Annotated in this window: 18 protein-coding genes; 11 read left to right on the plus strand and 7 right to left on the minus strand. The window is 56.5% G+C overall.

Going from position 1 to position 14,345, the window contains the following annotated elements; translation table 11 throughout:
• Nucleotides 1-38 precede the first annotated feature (38 nt).
• The 7 genes from ACJ77P_RS04305 (at nt 39) to ACJ77P_RS04335 (ending at nt 5,009) form a co-directional block, all read left to right on the plus strand.
• Complete coding sequence (locus ACJ77P_RS04305; protein WP_367359498.1) at nt 39-449, plus strand: NifB/NifX family molybdenum-iron cluster-binding protein; 411 nt, start codon at nt 39-41, stop codon at nt 447-449.
• Entirely contained in the window at nt 446-814 is a 369-nt protein-coding gene (locus ACJ77P_RS04310; RefSeq protein ID WP_367359497.1) for a NifB/NifX family molybdenum-iron cluster-binding protein, read from the plus strand. Before ACJ77P_RS04305 ends, ACJ77P_RS04310 begins: the two co-directional genes overlap by 4 nt.
• 185 nt (nt 815-999) lie before the next feature.
• Entirely contained in the window at nt 1,000-1,872 is an 873-nt protein-coding gene (locus ACJ77P_RS04315; protein WP_408999075.1) for a P-loop NTPase, read from the plus strand.
• 58 nt (nt 1,873-1,930) lie between these two features.
• Nucleotides 1,931-2,650, plus strand: a complete 720-nt coding sequence (locus ACJ77P_RS04320) for an MBL fold metallo-hydrolase (protein WP_408999076.1) — start codon at nt 1,931-1,933, stop codon at nt 2,648-2,650.
• Between the two features lie 132 nt (nt 2,651-2,782).
• A complete protein-coding gene (locus ACJ77P_RS04325) occupies nt 2,783-3,328 on the plus strand; it encodes a pyruvoyl-dependent arginine decarboxylase (protein ID WP_367359494.1) in 546 nt (181 codons plus the stop codon).
• Nucleotides 3,329-3,478: 150 nt separating this feature from the next.
• Nucleotides 3,479-4,183: a putative Se/S carrier-like protein gene (locus tag ACJ77P_RS04330; protein ID WP_408999077.1), complete on the plus strand. Its 705-nt coding sequence runs from the start codon at nt 3,479-3,481 to the stop codon at nt 4,181-4,183.
• A 166-nt stretch (nt 4,184-4,349) separates the two neighbouring features.
• Nucleotides 4,350-5,009 (plus strand): iron-sulfur cluster assembly scaffold protein, encoded by a 660-nt coding sequence (locus tag ACJ77P_RS04335; protein ID WP_408999078.1) that lies wholly within the window; start codon nt 4,350-4,352, stop codon nt 5,007-5,009.
• A 69-nt stretch (nt 5,010-5,078) separates the two neighbouring features.
• Here the strand turns inward: ACJ77P_RS04335 and ACJ77P_RS04340 are convergent, their stop codons facing one another.
• The 7 genes from ACJ77P_RS04340 to ACJ77P_RS04370 form a co-directional block, all read right to left on the minus strand.
• The gene (locus ACJ77P_RS04340; protein ID WP_408999079.1) at nt 5,079-6,056 is read right to left on the minus strand and encodes an arsenic resistance protein; all 978 of its coding nucleotides are present in this window, start codon (nt 6,054-6,056) and stop codon (nt 5,079-5,081) included.
• Between the two features lie 91 nt (nt 6,057-6,147).
• Nucleotides 6,148-6,525 (minus strand): response regulator transcription factor, encoded by a 378-nt coding sequence (locus tag ACJ77P_RS04345; RefSeq protein ID WP_367359491.1) that lies wholly within the window; start codon nt 6,523-6,525, stop codon nt 6,148-6,150.
• A 122-nt stretch (nt 6,526-6,647) separates the two neighbouring features.
• Nucleotides 6,648-7,007, minus strand: a complete 360-nt coding sequence (locus ACJ77P_RS04350) for a NifB/NifX family molybdenum-iron cluster-binding protein (protein WP_367359490.1) — start codon at nt 7,005-7,007, stop codon at nt 6,648-6,650.
• Between the two features lie 17 nt (nt 7,008-7,024).
• Nucleotides 7,025-7,408: a NifB/NifX family molybdenum-iron cluster-binding protein gene (locus ACJ77P_RS04355; RefSeq protein ID WP_367359489.1), complete on the minus strand. Its 384-nt coding sequence runs from the start codon at nt 7,406-7,408 to the stop codon at nt 7,025-7,027.
• A 125-nt stretch (nt 7,409-7,533) separates the two neighbouring features.
• A complete protein-coding gene (locus ACJ77P_RS04360) occupies nt 7,534-8,409 on the minus strand; it encodes a 4Fe-4S binding protein (protein WP_408999080.1) in 876 nt (291 codons plus the stop codon).
• Nucleotides 8,406-9,257, minus strand: a complete 852-nt coding sequence (locus ACJ77P_RS04365; RefSeq protein ID WP_367359720.1) for an ATP-binding protein — start codon at nt 9,255-9,257, stop codon at nt 8,406-8,408. Before ACJ77P_RS04365 ends, ACJ77P_RS04360 begins: the two co-directional genes overlap by 4 nt.
• Before the next feature lie 351 nt (nt 9,258-9,608).
• Complete coding sequence (locus tag ACJ77P_RS04370; RefSeq protein WP_408999081.1) at nt 9,609-11,054, minus strand: sigma-54 interaction domain-containing protein; 1,446 nt, start codon at nt 11,052-11,054, stop codon at nt 9,609-9,611.
• Between the two features lie 250 nt (nt 11,055-11,304).
• On the opposite strand from ACJ77P_RS04370, the gene ACJ77P_RS04375 reads away from it, so the two are divergent.
• From ACJ77P_RS04375 to ACJ77P_RS04390, 4 genes are all read left to right on the plus strand, one after another.
• Nucleotides 11,305-11,568, plus strand: a complete 264-nt coding sequence (locus ACJ77P_RS04375) for a ribbon-helix-helix domain-containing protein (RefSeq protein WP_367359486.1) — start codon at nt 11,305-11,307, stop codon at nt 11,566-11,568.
• A gap of 92 nt (nt 11,569-11,660) precedes the next feature.
• Nucleotides 11,661-12,563 (plus strand): metal ABC transporter solute-binding protein, Zn/Mn family, encoded by a 903-nt coding sequence (locus tag ACJ77P_RS04380; RefSeq protein WP_367359485.1) that lies wholly within the window; start codon nt 11,661-11,663, stop codon nt 12,561-12,563.
• An 8-nt stretch (nt 12,564-12,571) separates the two neighbouring features.
• On the plus strand, nt 12,572-13,315 hold the full coding sequence (locus ACJ77P_RS04385; RefSeq protein ID WP_408999082.1) for a metal ABC transporter ATP-binding protein: 744 nt from the start codon (nt 12,572-12,574) through the stop codon (nt 13,313-13,315).
• Nucleotides 13,316-13,329: 14 nt separating this feature from the next.
• Nucleotides 13,330-14,175 (plus strand): metal ABC transporter permease, encoded by an 846-nt coding sequence (locus ACJ77P_RS04390; protein ID WP_367359483.1) that lies wholly within the window; start codon nt 13,330-13,332, stop codon nt 14,173-14,175.
• Nucleotides 14,176-14,345 lie beyond the last annotated feature (170 nt).

The following is a 14,345-nucleotide window of genomic DNA, read 5'->3' on the forward strand; positions in this document are numbered from 1 at the left end:
TGCTTCGTGATGATGAGGGACAGTGGGGAGCGCAAAATATGAAATCAGCCATTCCGGTTTGCGGGCAGGACATTGCACTGGTTTTTGATGATGCGGATTTCCTGCTTCTTATCGAAGATGGGGAAAAGGGATTCCTCAAAGAGGAGCGGTTGCGCTGTTCTGGAAAAACGATGATCGACAGAGCGAACCAGCTCAAATCTCTTGATGTGGATCTGCTGATCTGCGGGGCTATTTCGTGTCCTCTGCAGCGAATGATTGAAGCGATGGGGATTGCCATCATTCCCTTTGTACGGGGAGAGGCGATGGAGGTGTTTGATGCCTATTGCGGGAATCGTCTCGAAGATCGGCGATTCTTTATGCCGGGAAGACGTGTCCTGCCGGACGGGCGCATCTGCCGAGGATCTCAAGGATGGTTTCGAAACCGTCGAGGAAGGAAGGCACCGAAATGAACATAGCGATTACATCTTGCGGCAGGGAGAAGGACAGTCAACCGGATATGAGCTTCGGGCGGGCGAAATGGTTCATCTTTTACGACGAGGACACGGGGCGGTTTGAAGCCCGCGAAAATTCGGATAATGTCGAGGCGGCCCATGGTGCGGGAATCCAGGCCGCACAACGAGTGGCGGATTTCGGTGCCGACGTGGTGCTGACGGGCAATATCGGGCCCAACGCGTTCCGGACGCTTAAGGCTGCGGGGATAAGGATTTTTCTCTTCGGCAAGGATCGCAAAAGTGTGGCGGAGGTTCTCCAGGGTTGGAAGGCCGGCGAATTTTCCGAAGCGGCGGGAGCGACGAACAAGGGCCATCGAGCCTGAAGGCAGGCAGGAGAGAACTCCTTAAGCAGGAACAACCGACCTGCCGTAATCGAATGGAAACGGCCTGTTTCCCATGCATCGTCTTCCGGCAGAGGAATAACATCAGACGGGGCGAACAATTAAGGTGCTCCCAAAAAATTTCTGTCGAATATACAGCAATCACTAAGGAAAAGGAGAAAGGCGTTATGAGTTCAAAGGATACAGATCATTCCCCGGAGAACGGCGAGTGTCCAGTGGAGGGGGGACAGCCGGACAGATCGATGGAGAATCTCAGCGATGATGAGAAAGTGAAGAGAAACATGCAGCGCATTGCCCATAAAATCCTGGTGCTGTCAGGAAAAGGCGGTGTCGGCAAAAGCACCGTCGCCGTCAATCTGGCGATTGCCCTCGCCCTCGAAGGAAAGCGCGTTGGGCTTCTGGATGTGGATTTCCATGGCCCAAGCATTCCAACGCTTCTTCACCTGGAGGGGAGGAGGCCGCAGGCAACGGAAACGGGGCTGCTTCCCATTTTGATTCAGGGCGGAATGAAGGTGATGTCCCTGGGATTTCTGCTGGCAAAGCCGGAAGATGCCGTCATCTGGCGCGGGCCTCTGAAAATCCATGCCATCAAGCAGCTGCTCGGAGACGTTGAATGGGGGGAGCTGGACTATCTCGTCATCGATTTTCCTCCCGGCACGGGAGACGAACCGCTCACCGTGGCCCAGACCATACCGGAGGCGGATGGGGCGGTGGTCGTGACAACGCCCCAGGATGTATCGACGATCGATGTCAGCAAATCCGTGACGTTCTGCCGGCAGCTGAACATCCCTGTCCTCGGCGTCATCGAAAACATGAGCGGCCTGATCTGTCCGCACTGCTCGAAGGTGATCGACCTCTTCAAACAGGGAGGCGGTGAGGCAATGGCCAGGCGGATGGAGGTGCCCTTTCTGGGCAGGGTTCCCCTCGATCCCCAGATCGTGACATCCTCGGATGAGGGAAAGCCCTTCATCTACTACCATCAGAATACCGAGGCCGCGGCAGCGTTCAAGCGGATCGTCGAACCGCTGCTCGATCTCTGATGAAGGAAATGAGGGAATTGGATAAAAGGATGAAGCGCGGAACGTCCACGGTGACGCCATGAACATTCGAGTCGTGGCGACAGGGTCGACCCCCCGGGAGCACAGAGAGAGGCGATGGGGTCTGTCACTCCTCCTCGGGAACTCCGTGCTTCTTGATACCTTCGGCATGCCGTCCGTGTTCCGGGAGAACCTCTGCCGCACGGCTGAAGACGTTTCCCGGATCCGGCATGTCGTCCTCTCTCACGAGCATTGGGACCATGTGGACGGTCTGGTGGCGCTTGCAGAGCAGAATCCAAAGGCCACCGTCTATATCTGCCCCTCCACGGAACGTTCGGTAAAGGCCTGGATCAAGGGGTTGGGAATGCCGGTGGTGGAAGTGGCCGATTGGCTCGAAATTGAAAAGGGTGTTTTCCTGTCGGGCGAAATCGCCGGAACGTGGAGCGGGAATCCCCTGTGGGAGCAGTTTATGGTGATTCAGGAGCCGCCGGGGCTTTCCGTTCTGACGGGATGCGCTCATCCGGGCCTTTCCCCGATCCTTCAGTGCGTGCGGAGACGGTTTCCCGACCCGGTTACCCTGTTGATGGGCGGTTTTCACCTGCTGAACAGCTCCAGGGAAGAGATATCGGTGGAAATTGCCGCTTTGCGGATGTTCGGCGTTCAGCGGGTCGCTCCAACGCATTGTACGGGGGAACTTGCTGTCCAGATGCTGCGCGATGCCTTCGGGAACCGCTTTCTCGATGTGGAGGAGGGCGGCCTGATCAATACGCAATCGGATTGAAGATGGCCCTGAAACCTGCGGAAGGCGCGGAACATCGGGCAAATAACCCGCCGCTTCCGCCTGTTCCATCAAAAATAAAAACGGTCCGGGATTCTCAACTCCGGGCATTACGCATAAGGGAAACGGAATAACATGTTTTTACCAAATAAAATTTTCTTCACGAAAGGCGTTGGGACTCATCGGGCGGAGCTGCACTCCTTTGAACTGGCCCTTCGGGATGCGGGAATCGAAAAGTGCAATCTGGTGCAGGTGTCCAGCATCATGCCTCCCGGCTGCCGGGTGATTTCGAGAACGGAAGGCCTGCGTTTTTTGAAACCCGGCTCAATAACCTACTGCGTCATGAGCCGCTGCGCCAGCAATGAACCCAGAAGGCTGCTGGCGGCCTCTGTCGGCTGCGCCATCCCGGCGGATAAGACCACTTACGGTTACATCAGCGAACATCACGCCTTCGGGCAGACGGAAAGGCAGGCCGGAGAGTATGCGGAAGATCTGGCGGCGGCGATGCTGGCGTCCACCCTGGGAATCGATTTTAACATTGAAGAAAGCTGGGATGAAAAAAAGGAGATTTTTAAAATCAGCGGAAAGATTGTGGGCACCAGAAACGTCACTCAGTCCAGTATCGTAAAAGGCACGGATTACACGACCGTCCTGGCGGCCGCCGTATTCGTGTTTTCCTGAAGATTCGCGCAAGGGGAAGGCGACCGTCCTTGCAGGGAAGCCGTCGAAAAGAAATTATTCCAATTCCAACGTCAGGGTGATATTTAGGAGCTCTTGTCAGGCCCTCGAGGCAGGGCCGTGATATGGATCCGCACCAACCGGAGAATGGGAATGACGGTCTTCAATCTGCTGATGACGGTGTTGGCGATCACAGGGGTGGCCCTTCTGTGGTTCGTTCTTCACTATTATCTGAATTCTCTCATGGAGAATCCCGACGGGATTGCGAAGGTGACCGGTTCATGCGGTGACACCATGGAGATCGCCCTGAAGTTCAACGGACCGAAGGTCGAGGATGTTCATTGCTGGACCGATGGCTGCGCGATCAGCAAGATGTGCGTGGAGACGGTGGGGATGCTTGCCCGCGGCAAGACGTTTCCGGAGTTGAACACCATCGATACGACGGCCATCCTGGAGCGGGTCGGGAAGCTGCCGGACACGCACATGCACTGCGCTGTTCTGGCCGAGACGACCTTGAAGAAGGCTCTCTCCGATTACAGGCAGAAGAACCCCGGGGGGAACTTCCGTGGAGGAGAGGGCAGTGGGGCCGGCCCTGCAACGGGTGATCGGGGCATCCCGGAAGGCGTTTCCAGGACGGTGGGAGCGGGCTATGTGGTCTACCTTTTTCCTTCTGCCAACTACGTCATGAAGGCGGAAAAAATCCTCAAGGGACTCGGGATAAGCTACAAGATCATTCCCGTTCCCCGCCATCTCAGTTCCGACTGCGGCGTTTGCCTGCGGATCAGCCGGGATCAGCAGGAGCGGGTCGGTGAGGTCCTGCGGGAAAAGGTTCCCTGGGAGCACCTGGCTGCCCTCTGAAAAGAAATAAGGATCCTGAAGGAGGATCTGAAGCCGTGAGCGACGTTTGACGGATCTGTTTCGAAACGGCAGTTTTTTAAAGGTTGAAAGGGCGTGTCCTGAAAAACCTCGAAGATGTCTTTTGCCGGAGACATCCATCTCTGATGAAAAGGAAATAGTTGCAGCAATGTGGGAATATACGGATAAGGTCATGGAGCACTTCTGGAAACCCCGCAATGTAGGGGAAATCGCCGATCCAGACGGTGTGGGGGAAGTCGGTTCCATTGCCTGCGGCGACGTACTGCGCCTGACGTTCAAAGTGGATGAAAACAAAAGGATCACGGAGGCGAAATTCAAAACATTCGGCTGCGCCAGTGCGATTGCGGCGGCGTCGGCCTTGACGGAGATGCTCAAGGGCTTGACCGTGGAAGAGGCTGAAAAGATCACAAATCAGGACATCGCCGCTTCCCTCGGGGGGCTGCCTCCGCAGAAGATGCACTGTTCCGTTCTTGGGGAGCAGGTTCTCGAAAAAGCGATTGCCTACTATAGAGGGCAGCCGGGGGAAACCGAAGCAGAAGAGATTATCTGTGAATGCTTCGGCGTGACGGATCAGGAAATTCTGAAGGCCGTTTCAGAAAATGGTCTGGATGCCCTGGAAGACGTGACGAACTACACGAAGGCGGGGGGCGGCTGCGGAAGCTGCCATGGGAAGATCCAGAGGATTCTCGGTTGGGTGCGCGCCGAAGCCCGCAAGCCTCGCGGTCAGAAATTGGTGCAGATCGGGAAATTTCCGGCTGTTGCAGAAGGCCTGGACGTGAAAGGGGATACATGCCAGGGAGCGGGCTGACGGGCGGCTGGGGGGGACCCCTGTCGAGAAGAGCGGTCCTGCCCGGGATTTGCGGTGTTTCGTGAGGGATCAGGGCTTCGCCGGAGCTGCCGGCCCGAAGATCCGATCCGTCAGCTTCACGTACCAGGCGGCGGATTGGACCTGGATGATGTAGGCCAGGGCGATGACCAGAGCCGCTTCAGACCCCCGGGGGCCGAAGGCGTTCATGGCGATGGCCAGGGCGATGGAAAGGTTGCGCATCACGGTGCCGTAGACCAGGGCGATGGCGTCTCCCCTGGGAAGCAGGCTTTTTCCCGTTATCGTGCTCAGGCTGTAATTGAAAAGATAGAGAAGCAAAAGAGGCACAAAGATGCCGATCAGCTGCTGAGGCTGTTCGGCAACCGCCCGGGCCTTTACAGCGATGGCGATGAATACGATTCCCAGAACGCCGATGGTGGACAGGGCCGGAAAGCGGGGCGCCCAGATGTCCTGGAAGCCCTTCTGTCCCACCTTCGCCACCAGGGCCTGCTGGGTGGCAAAGCCCGCGGCCATGGGAAGAAAGACGATGAAGGCGATCTGCGTCATGACGGCCGCCGTATCGACGGTGACCTGGGTTCCCAGGAGCCATTGCACGTAAAAGGGCGTGGCCAGCGATCCGAGGATGAGGCCTATCACCGTCATTTTCACGGCCGCCTCAAGATTGCCCTTGGCAAAGCCTGTCCAGGAAATGGTCATCCCGCTTGTGGGAACCAGGGAAGCCAGGAGCAGGCCCAGGGCCATGAAGTGGCTTTCGGGGAAGAATATTTTTCCCAAACCGAAGGCGGCGAAGGGAATGACCGCGAAATTGATGAGCTGGGTTAGGAGCTGGGCTCTGCCGTCGCCCCCCTCCAGCACCTTCTTTATCCTGAGGGTCACCATCATGGGATAGACCATCAGGAAGGTGAAGGGGACGATCAGGGACTTGACCCACCCGGCATCGGTGACCAAGCCGTAACAAAATCCGGCCGCCATCAAAAGGAGGATGGCGATGACCAGATTCTTGTTGATGGACGAAAGAAGAGACCACATGGCGCGATGTTTTCTCCAGGAGGGGATCCGCTGCGATCATGCCGGGCCATGAGACAGTGGAGCCCCTTGATCAGCGGGTGAGCCGGATCGCCTAATCCAGAATCCCCTTGATGCACTTCAAGGTGCTTATCACTATTTCAGCATCATGTGCCGTTGAATGTTCCGGCAACTGGGACATGATTCCCAGTCCCTCGGTGGCCTCATGGAATTCCTCCGGCGACAGAGAGCTCACGACCGCACAATTGATCATGGGGTTGACGTTCACAAGTCTCCGTGACAGTTCAATGCCCGTCATGTCCCCCAGGTTTTCGTCGGCCACGACGAGATCCGCCGTGCGGCCTGAAAGCAGCGTCAAGGCCTCTTCTCCCGATGAAGCCGTCTCCAGTTCAACCTCTTTGTATCCGCCCAGGGCGGATGACAGGCTGCTCAACGAATCGGCATCCCGCCTCACCAACAATATTTTCAGCATGACATCCCCCTGAATCGTCATCCGCGAGCCGCAGCTAAAAAAGGACAGGGATTGCCGGCGGTTTGCTGATCCTGCCCCTCGCCGTCGGCCCTGTCCCGCTTTTATGGCTTTTCGTTATTGAGTTACCAGTTACCTTCCACATTCTCCTTGTCTGCAAAAGTCAGCTTTCCGTCCAGAAACGCCTGAACGGCTTCTCTTACCGTGCCGGAGGCGTCATTCGCAACCTTTACGCCGGCGGCATTGAGGGTTTTGAAGGCGTTGGGTCCGCAGAAGCCGGTGAGCAGGACTGCCGCGCCCTTGTTGTGGACGTCGGCCGCAGCCTGGATGCCCGCCCCTTTAAGAGAATTCACATTCTCCCTGTTGTCCAGAACCTCGAACGCCATGGTTTCCGAATCCACGATAAGGATATAGGCCGCCCTGCCGAAGCGGGGATCGACCTGGGAATCAAGTTCCCTGCCCTGAGATGTGACGGCAATTTTCATTACGGGTCTCCTCCCTCCTATCTTCCGCCACCACCGCCGCAGACCTGGTCATCCTCGATCATGGGCAGTTTCCCTGCGATGAGGTCTTCAACAACGGGCCTGATTTCAGGCCGCGTCACATCATAGTACACATTGATGCCGACCTGGCGGAAACCCATCAGGGGCCTCAACCCGATCCCGCCGACGACCAGCGCATTCACATTGTGCTGTGCCAGCAGGTTAACAGGCACCATGCACCCCCCCTGGACGTGGCTCTGATTTGCAATCGTGCTTACGTTTTCGATTTCGCCGCCTTTAACGTCCACCAGGGTAAAGACGTCGCAATGGCCGAAATGGCCTGATCTGTGGCCATCGAGGCCGCCGGTTTCCATTGACGGAATAGCGATTCTTCCATCCTTCATTTTTCATATCCTCCTTAAATTACGATCTAATCGTTTTTATCTTCTCTTCTTCGGACACCTGGCAATGGCAGGATTTCCAATTCCCGGCCGTGGCCTGGAAGGGCGCCCTCTTGAAAACTGCCCGGTCAGGCCTGGTTGATCTGCAGCCTTTCCGCAATCCTTTCCCAGATTCGACTGACCCTGAGCGCGGCCTCGGACCGGGGATCATACTCAAGCAGGGTTTGACCTTGAACCATGGCCTTCGTGAAGACCGGGTCAAAGGGGACCCCCGGAAGGACTTCAATGCCCTTTCCCCTTGCCATGTCCTCTATGGCCCCGGTTTCATCCGGGTTCAGGTCGGATTTGTTGACGCAGACCATGGCCGGGATTCTGAACTGCCCAGCCAGCTCGGCAACCCTCATCATATCGTGCTTTCCCGATAAGGTGGGCTCCACCACAATGAGCACGGCGCTGGCCGTTCCGATGGATGCAATGACGGGACACCCTATCCCGGGCGGTCCGTCTGTCAAGATCAGATCCAGTTTCTGCTCTTCAGCCAGCTTTGCCGCCTGCTGCCTCACGACGGTCACCAGCCTTCCTGAGTTCTCCTCCGCAATTCCCAGCCTGGCGTGGACCATGGGGCCAAAACGTGTCCGGGAAATAAACCATTCACCGCATGTGCTCAACGGGAAGTCGATGGCCTCTTCCGGGCAGAAATACACGCAAACTCCACAGCCTTCGCAGTCTAGGTGCGAGACAATAAAATCCTCATCAATGGCGCTCCAGCGGCATAGATCGCGGCAGAGGCCGCATCTCAGGCATTTCTCCGGATTGATGATCGCTTTATGGCCGCCCTGAAAATCATGCCGTTCGATGATTTCCGGCGCCATGAGCAGGTGTAGATCCGCAGCGTCCACATCGGCATCACAGAGGACCATGCCCTTCGCGAGCGATGCGAAAGCCGCGGTGAGGCTTGTCTTTCCCGTTCCCCCTTTTCCGCTTATAACAACCAGTTCTTTCATGAGGACTTTTCCCGTTTCACAAGAGAGTCGATGCGCCGGTATAACTCCATAAACTTTTCCTTCCATCCCGGCATGTTTTCAGACAGAAGTTCACCCCGGGAATAGGCCTCGGCAATGCCTCGATCGAAGGGGATTTCCATCAGAACCGGGAGCGATTCCTCCCTGGCGTATTCCTTCACCTTCCCATACCCTATGTCGGAGCGGTTGATGACCAGGCCGCAGGGGATGCCGAGCATTCTGACCGCCCCGAGCGCCAGTTTCAGGTCATGGAGGCCGAAGGGGGTCGGCTCCGTGACCAGAAGAACGAAATCGGCTCCCTTCATGGCCGCGATGACGGGACAGGATGTGCCCGGCGGCGCGTCAATGATCGTCAGTCCCTCCGCTGCCGTCTGGGCGCGGACTTCTCTTATGAGAGGGGGAGACATCGCCTCTCCGATTCTTAATTGTCCGTCCACGAATTCAAGCCCATTGCGTCGCCCCTTCCGGATGGTTCCCAGTCCCCGCTCCTTCCACCGGATGGCCTTAACGGGGCACACCATTTCGCAGCCTCCGCAGCTGTGACAGAGATTTTCGAAGGACAACACCGTCTGGCCCAGGACGACCAGTGCCCGAAACTGGCAGATTTCGGCGCATTTCCCGCAGCGGGTGCATTTTTCTTCATCAATTTCAGGGACCGGTGTCGTAACCGTGCGGGTGGATTCAAAGACCGGATTGAGAAACAGATGGGCATTGGGCTCTTCCACATCGCAGTCCATGAGGAGGACCTTCCCGCCCACGGAAGCGGCCAGATTGGTCGCCACCGTTGTCTTTCCCGTTCCGCCTTTTCCGCTTGCCACGCTGATGATCATCATCATCTCCTGTTTGCTTGAAAATACATCCATCCAACGTATCGCCAGACCGTTCCCGCCTTGTTCGCATCAGGTGCTTTTCGGGTGAACCTCATCACCCTTTACCGGAACCTCCGTCAGAGGGATGCCTGCCGGTGTTTTGTAATGGCATGGACCATGCCATTACAAAACACCGGCAGGGGCGTGTCATGTATCTACCTGGTTAATCAAACGAAATGGATGAAAATTCTTTGATGGGGGCGATCAGGAGATGGAGGCGCAATTGCAATAATGCAATCTCTTCTTTGCACAAGTGCAACGATGCAATACCGCCTGGAGATGCCCTGCCGGGATCACAAAGGCGGAATCGGGTTATTTGGATCGTCCGTCCTGTCTGGGAAGCTCGATATTCAGCCGCTTGATTTTTCGCCACAGGGTTGCGGGGTGAATGCCCAGTCTGGCTGCCGTGCGTTTCCTGGACCAGTTGTTTTCGGCCAGGGCACTGTAAATAAACTCCTTTTCCTGCCCCTTCATGGAAATCGTTCCTGGTTCGGAAGACAGATCCTTTGGGTCTGCTCGGCCGGATCCCTGAAGGAGGTAATCGGGAAGGTGTTTTCTGTCGATCAGGCCGTTTCTGCAGACGACCATCGCATATTCGATGATGTTCTCCAACTCCCGGATATTGCCGGGATAATCGTGGGACATGAGAACCGCCAGCGCCTCCGGCTGAAAGCCCTGAATGTCTTTTCCCTTGCGGCGGTTGAATTTTCCAATGAAGTGTTCCGCCAGGAGGGGAATGTCCTCCTTCCGTTCCCTCAAAGGGGGGAGATAAAGGTTGACCACATTGATCCTGTAGTAGAAGTCCGTCCGGAAGGCCCCTTCTCTGACAAGCTTTTCCAGATCTTTATTGGTTGCCACAATGATCCGCACATCCACCTTTTCCGATTTGGTTCCTCCAAGTGGCTCAAAAACCTTTTCCTGAAGAACGCGGAGGAGCCTGACCTGCATGGCCGGCGAGATGTCTCCGATTTCGTCCAGGAACAGGGTTCCACCATGGGCCAGGGTGATGCGTCCGGGCTTGTCTTTCTTGGCGTCTGTAAAGGCCCCGGCCTTGTAGCCGAACAATTCCGATTCAAGGAGATTGTCCGGCAGGGCTCCGCAGTTGATCGTGATCAGAGGGCCGTCCTTTCTCGAACTCATGGAATGAATGGCCTTTGCAAACAATTCCTTGCCGGTTCCGCTTTCGCCTGAGATGATAACCGTGGCGTCGCTGTCGGACAGCTGTTCCACAATGTGGAAAAGACGATGCATCTCTTTGTTCTTGCTGATGATGTCGTGGAAGGACTGGCGGTTGTACAACTCCTTGCGGAGATTTTCCACCAGGCTGAGATCCCTGAAGGTCTCGACCCCGCCGACGGCCTGTCCCTTTTTGTTTTTAAGGAGGGCGGTGGAGATGCTGATGGGGACGCGCCGTCCTTCGGCATTTTCGATGAATATGGGCTGGTTGACAACGGATTGCCCCGTTTCGACGGTATGCCTGAGAGAGCACGACGTATCGCAGATGCTGGTCCTGAAAACCTCGCGGCATTTCTTCCCCAGGGCCTCCTCTTTCGGTATGCCTGTAATTTTCTCGGCGGCGCGATTGAAGGATGTGATCTTCCATTCGGAATCGACGGTGAAGACACCGTCTTCGATGCTGTCAAGAATAATCTGCGTCTGATTTTCCCGGTCGTTCCTCATTGCCTGAACCGTCATATTGTTGTGGGCTGTTCCCTGTTGGGCTTCGCATGCTTCCCTTACCACTAAAGTGCGCTGCATTGCCACCCTTTCTTCGGTAGGCCCGCTCCGGTTTTCATCGCTCGGACCCCGGCCTTCCGAGGGGGTCCCCCCCCAATGACAGGGGGATGTGGCGTCAAGTCCGTCACGGAGGCCAACGGCGGTTGAAATGGCCGGGCAGGTCATCGCTGACCGGCATTCCTGCCGGGTAAAATCGTCTCATTCCGCGAATAACCCTTGACACCCCGGTATTACTAAATAATACTTAAGCATCAGCTCCGGGAGTGCGGCGATGAAGAAAAAGGAAGGGATCATCACCTTCAAGGTGGATGATGATCTTTTGGGGGTTATAAAAAATATCCCCAATCGATCGGAGTTTATCAGGGCGGCCGTTATGTCGGCCCTCGATAATGTATGCCCCCTGTGCCGGGGAACAGGCATCCTGACTCCTAAGCAGAAAGAACACTGGGAGATATTTGCGGAGCATCACACCGTCAAAACGTGCGAGGACTGCCATGAGCTTTTCATCGAGTGTTCGAGGAAAGAGAATGAGTAGCCGACGGAAGAACCGCACCGGCGTCGGGGCCTTTTGCAGAAAGAATCCAACAATCGGGCGCGTGTAAAAAGAAGAAAAGGGAGATCGTTTCAGTGAAAAAAATTGGCACCGTTGTCGTGCTTCTGTTCGTGTTGATCGTGTGGTTGCCATTGGCCGGGGGGCAGGCGGTACAGCCCGGAATCCCAGTATTTGTGAGCATTGTGCCTCAGGCCTTCTTCCTGGAGCGCTTGGGCGGAAATCGCGTGGATGTGACCGTTCTCATCGGAGAGGGGCAGTCGCCCCACAGTTATGAACCGACGCCGAAGCAGATGGCGAAACTTGCTGCGGCAAGGGCTTTTTTCTCCATAGGCGTACCCGCTGAAAAGGGGGTTATGAGAAAAATCAGGCAAATACACAGGAATCTCTTGATCGTGGAGACCCACAGGGGGGTTCCTTTCCGATATCTTGACGAACGCCACGACGATCATGGGCAGGGGCATGAGAAGAGGTCTGCGGTACAGGGGGGGAAAGAACCTGATCCACACATCTGGATGGATCCAAAGCTTGTGAAGATCCAGGCCCGGAACATCCAGATGGCCCTTCAGCAGCTGGACCCCCTTCACAGGCAGGAATATGAGGCCAATCTGAAGGCCTTCCTGGCGGATCTGGACCGGGTGGATGCGCGGATTGCCCGTTCCCTTGCGCCCTTCAGGGGCGGCAGGATGTATGTTTATCATCCGGCCTTTGGCTACTTTGCCGAAGCTTACGGCCTGAAGCAGATTCCGATCGAAGTTGAAGGCAAGCAGCCCAGTGCGAGGCAGTTGGCTGATCTGATCGATCGGGCGAAGAGGGACAAGGTCAAAGTCATGTTTGTACAGCCGCAGTTCTCAAGAAAGGGTGCGGAAATTATCGCAAAGGCCATCGGGGGAGTCGTGGTTCCCATCAATCCCCTGGCGCCGGATTACCTTGAAAATATGGAGAAAATTGCAATCGAGGTTGAAAAGGGGCTTCGCTGAAAGCAACCATGGCCGAAAATTCTGTTGTCACCTTTCAAAATGTCAGCTTTTCCTATGGCGGGGCGCCGATCCTGGAAGATGTGAACTTCACGATTCAGGAGCGGACCTTCATGTCCATTGTCGGTCCCAATGCCGGAGGAAAATCCACGCTGCTGAAGCTCATGCTCGGGCTTCTCAAACCTTCCCGGGGGACGATCGAGGTCTTTGGGCTACCCCCCGAAAAGGCCCGGACCCGTATCGGGTACATGCCACAATATGTTCAGTTTGACCCGGATTTTCCCGTCAGCGTGCTGGATGTTGTCCTCATGGGCCGGCTCGGTGTAGGAAAAAGCCTGCGATTCGGCCCATACGGCAAAGCGGACAGGGCCATGGCCCTTGAAGCACTGCGCAGGCTGGAAATGGATAACGCCTGTCATCGCCCCTTCAGTGCCCTTTCCGGGGGTCAGCGCCAGCGGGTCCTCATTGCCAGGGCCATGGCCGCCGAACCGGAACTGCTCCTCCTGGATGAGCCGACTTCCAACGTGGATATGGCGGTGGAAACGGAGCTTTTTGAGCTTCTCCATGCCATGAGCGAGAGCATTGCCGTTGTTGTTGTCAGCCATGACCTGGGGTTTGTGTCCCAGTATGTGGAGAGCGTCATCTGTGTCAACCGCCGGGTCAAGGTGCATCCCACGACGGCCGTCACCGGTGAGGTCATTGCTGATCTGTACGGTTCCGATGTCCGCATGGTGCGGCACAATCTCAAAGGTTGACAAAGGGCTGGAAAATGACTGCTTTCCTGACGGATCTTCCTCGATACCCCTTTCTCCAGTACGCTCTTCTCACCGGTCTGCTGGTGAGCGTTGCCTGTGGAATTATCGGCAGCTATGTCGTGACCAAGCGCATCACCTATATTGCCGGAAGCATTGCCCACACCGTTCTTGGCGGCCTCGGCGCCGCACGCTACTGCCAGACGGTCTATGGCATGGACTGGTTGCATCCTCTCTACGGCGCCGTCTTCGCAGCCCTTGCGTCCGCGGTGATCATCGGTGTCGTGAGCATGAGGGCGCGCCAGCGGGAGGATACGGTGATCGGCTCTCTCTGGGCCATCGGCATGGCTGCGGGAATCCTTTTCATTTACAGGACCCCGGGCTATAGCGAAGATCTCATGAGTTATCTCTTCGGGAGCATCCTCATGGTTTCGCCCCGGGACATCTGGATGATCGCTGGACTCGATGTCCTGGTCGTGATGATCGGTGTGCTTTTCTACAACCAGTTTCTCGCCCTGTGCTTCGACGAGGAATTCGCCCGGCTCCGGGGCATCCGTGTAGAATGGTTCTACCTGGTGCTTCTGTGCCTGACGGCTCTGACGGTGGTCCTTCTGGTAACGGTGGTCGGCATCGTCATGGTCATTGCGCTGATAACCCTGCCCGCCGCCGTGGCCGGGGAGCTGACAAACAGGCTGTGGCACATGATGGCTCTCTCCACGCTGCTCACCGCCCTTTTTACTGCGGCCGGCCTGGCCGTCAGCTACGGGCCGGATCTTCCGGCGGGCGCCACCACGATCATCATTGCCGGCATGGTTTACCTCCTGGTTGTTTTAAGCGTAAGGGTTTTCAGGCTGCGCCGGTGACGCCGCCCTCTCATTCCGGGCTGTCTGCCCTGCAGCGGCTTGATGGCAAACGGCCGATCCGGCCCCTGAGGGGCGAACCCGCCTGAATCCAGGCGGACTGTTACGGGGAGCTCAAATCCCTGAGGCTGTTCTACTGTTCGGAACTCCGCCCCGGTGTTTCGCCTCTGGTG

Origin of the sequence: Syntrophus buswellii (assembly GCF_046097065.1) — a bacterium.
Lineage (GTDB): Bacteria > Desulfobacterota > Syntrophia > Syntrophales > Syntrophaceae > Syntrophus > Syntrophus buswellii.